This window comes from Halorubrum sp. AJ67, from assembly GCF_000513435.1.
Genome location: NZ_CBVY010000012.1, coordinates 124,492 through 127,909, shown reverse-complemented (window position 1 = coordinate 127,909; position 3,418 = coordinate 124,492). Strand labels below are relative to the sequence as shown.

Below are 3,418 nucleotides of genomic sequence, written 5' to 3'. Positions count from 1 at the left end.
GACCTCGGCGTCGAGGAGTCGGTGATTGACCGGCTCGATTCGCGGGGGGCTGCTCGCGGTCGCGGAGTCGGTCACCCGGACGGTGACGCTCACCGACGACGGCGTCGACGCGCTGATGACCGGCGTGGAGGCGGCCGAGACGGTGGGCGCGCTCACGCCCGAACTGCTCGCCAGCGGCGAGTGGCGCAACGCCGAGTTCGCCGAGTACAACGTCGAGGCGGAGGCGGAGACGGCCCGCGGCGGCCGCAAACACGTCCTCCGCCGGACCGCGGACCGCGTGAAGGACGTGCTGGTCGGCATGGGGTTTCAGGAGATGGAGGGCCCCCACGCCGACGCCGACTTCTGGATCAACGACTGCCTGTTCATGCCGCAGGACCACCCGGCGCGGACCCACTGGGACCGGTTCGCGCTCGACGTGGACCCGATGGAGTCGATTCCGGACGAGCTGATCCGCCGCGTCGAGTCGGCGCACCGGGACGGCTGGGGCGAGGACGGCGACGGCTACCACTCACCGTGGTCCGAGGAGTTCGCCCGCGAGGTCGCTCTCCGCGGCCACACCACGTCGCTGTCGATGCGGTACCTCTCCGGGATCGCGGGCGCAGAACTGGAGCCGCCCCAGCGTTACTTCTCCGTCGAGAAGGTGTACCGCAACGACACGCTCGACCCGACGCATCTGCTTGAGTTCTTCCAGATCGAGGGGTGGGTGATGGCCGAGGACCTCTCCGTTCGCGACCTGATGGGTACCTTCGAGGAGTTCTACCGGCAGTTCGGGATCACGGACATCCGGTTCAAGCCGCACTACAACCCTTACACGGAGCCCTCGTTCGAGCTGTTCGGCGAACACCCGGAGACCGGCGAGGAGATCGAGATCGGTAACTCCGGCGTCTTCCGCGAGGAGGTCACCGGACCCCTCGGCGTCGACTGCGACGTGATGGCGTGGGGACTCGCCTTGGAGCGGCTCGCCATGCTCACCACCGGCGCGGAGGATATCCGCGACCTCCACGGGACCTTGGCCGATATCGACTTCCTGCGAAACGCGGAGGTGAGCTACTGATGCCCGTCGTCGACGTCGATCCCGACGAGCTCCGCGAACTCACCGGTCACGAGGACAAAGGCGACGAGGAGCTCAAGTCCGACCTGTTCGGACTCGGCTTGGAGTTCGAAGGCGAGACCGAGGCGGGGCAGTTCCAGTTCGAGTTCGCACCCGACCGGCTCGACCGGCTCTCCGTTGAGGGCGTCGCGCGCTCGCTGCGGTACCACTACGGCGACGCCCGCGGCGTCTACGTCCCGAACACGAACGATCCGGAGTGGACCATCGAGGTCGACGAGTCGGTCCCCGACGAGCGCCCGTACGTCACCGGGGCCGTGGTGCGCGGACTCGACCTCGACGAGGCGGCGCTGGAGTCGCTGATCCAGCTCCAAGAGAAGCTCCACGCGACGATGGGGCGCGGCCGCGCGAAGGGCGCGATCGGCATCCACGACCTCGCGATGGTGAAGGGCGCGCCGCTCCAGGAGGGCGCGGAGCCGTCGGTCACCTACCGCGGCGTCGACCCCGACGGCGACGCGTTCGTCCCGCTCGACTCCAACGACGAGCTGACCCCGGCTGAAGTCCTGACGGAACACGGCACGGGACGCACCTATGCCGACCTCGTCGCGGGCCTGGACCGCTACCCGGCGATCTACGACGAACTCGGTCTCTTCTCGTTCCCGCCCGTCATCAACGGGAAGCGGACCGAGGTGACGACCGGCTCCCGCGAGCTGTTCGTCGAGCTCACCGGCACCGACCAGTGGACGATAGACCGGATGTGCAACATCATCTGTTACGCCCTCTCGGCCCGCGGCGCGACGATCGAGGAGGTCGAGGTGAACTACGCCGACGGCGCGACGTACCCGGACGAGTACGGCTCCGAGCTGGTCCGCCCGAACCTCGACACCGACGAGAAGACAGTGGGCCACGACCGGATCGAGACGCTCCTCGGCGTCGACTTCGAGCCGGAGGAGGTCGTCGACTGCTTCGAGCGCGCCGGGCTGGACGCCTCCTACACGCTCGACGAAGACGTGCGCTACGAGGTCGAGATCCCCCCGTACCGCGTCGACGTACTCCACCCGCTCGACCTGGTCGACGACGTGGGGCGCGCGTACGGCTTCGACAACCTGGAGCCGCGCTACCCCGACGTGGGCACCGTCGGCGGGCGTCACGAGCGCTCGCGACTGGAGGATGCGGTCCGGACCAGCCTCGTCGGGCTGGGGTTCGAGGACCTGCTGAACTTCCACATGACGAGCGGGACGGAGAACTACGAGCGGATGCGCGTGGAGCCGGGGACCGGCGGCGCGGCGGTCGACGGCACCGGCGTCTTCGGCGGCGGCGACCCGGTCGAGATCACGGAGCCGTACAGCGAGGAGTACACCCAGCTTCGCACCTGGTCGCTCCCGTCGCTCGTGATGCTGTTGGAGCGGAACACCCACAACGCCTACCCGCAGGACGTCGCCGAGGTCGGCTTCGTCGCCGAGCGCGACGACGACGCGGACACGAACGTCGCCGAGTCCCGGCACGTCGCCGGCGCGGTCGCCCGCCGCGACGCCTCCTACGAGGCCGCGAAGGGCCGCCTTCAGGCGCTCTGTAACGACTTCGACGCCGACTTGGAGACGCCGCGGACCGAACACCCCTCGTTCATCGGGGGGCGCGCCGCCGACGTGGTGATCGACGGCGAGCGCGTCGGCGTGATCGGTGAACTCCACCCCGCGGTACTGGTCGAACACGACCTCGAAGTGCCGGTCGCCGCCTTCGAGTTCGCCCTCGACGCGCTGCGGTAGACAGCGAAGCGGGCCGTGCGCCCGACCGCGAAACTTCCGATCCGGCGTTTCTGTAACGAATTATCACAGATACGGTCGCGAGCAGAAGACCTATATCCGTCTTGGCGTAGTGCCCCGGCATGAACTGTGAGAGATGCGGTGTCGACGCCGCGCTGATCCACCGAGACGTCGATGGCTTCGCGTACTACCTGTGTGATGCCTGTGTCAGCGGGTGGGACGCGGTGCGGTCCCCGTCGCTGGACTCCGGCGACGAGACCCGCTCGACGGCGCGGTAGGCCGGACGCTCCGGGACACACCCCGCGGGTCGACTCCGGGGGCCGACCCCGGCGAGCCGATCGCTTTGGATGACTCGTCGCGATAGTGTCGGGTCCGGCCGCCGCTCTCGCCAATATATTTCCGGGTGTAGTTCTAACGAAAATTCATGCCCGATAACAGTCGGTGGTGCTCACGCCGCCGGACGCTGAAGGCGATCGGGGCGGGCGGCTTGGCCGTCCCGCTCGCCGGTTGTAACGGTACCGACGACGACGGATCGGCGGACGGCGGCGACGGGGAGGGCGACGGCGGTGACGGCGACGGCGGTGACGGCGACGCGGACGAGCCGAGC

2 protein-coding genes and 2 pseudogenes are annotated in these 3,418 nt (G+C 68.8%); all 4 read left to right on the top strand.

Annotation, left to right across the window (positions count from 1 at the left end; genetic code table 11):
• Positions 1-1,054: pseudogene (locus tag BN903_RS10880) on the top strand (phenylalanine--tRNA ligase subunit alpha); the annotation flags it as partial.
• Positions 1,054-2,814: a phenylalanine--tRNA ligase subunit beta gene (gene pheT / locus BN903_RS10875; RefSeq protein WP_048077744.1), complete on the top strand. Its 1,761-nt coding sequence runs from the start codon at positions 1,054-1,056 to the stop codon at positions 2,812-2,814. The pseudogene BN903_RS10880 and the gene pheT, both read left to right, overlap by 1 nt.
• A gap of 119 nt (positions 2,815-2,933) precedes the next feature.
• On the top strand, positions 2,934-3,089 hold the full coding sequence (locus tag BN903_RS16865; protein WP_154018120.1) for a hypothetical protein: 156 nt from the start codon (positions 2,934-2,936) through the stop codon (positions 3,087-3,089).
• 146 nt (positions 3,090-3,235) lie between these two features.
• Positions 3,236-3,418: pseudogene (locus BN903_RS17500) on the top strand (glucose dehydrogenase); the annotation flags it as partial.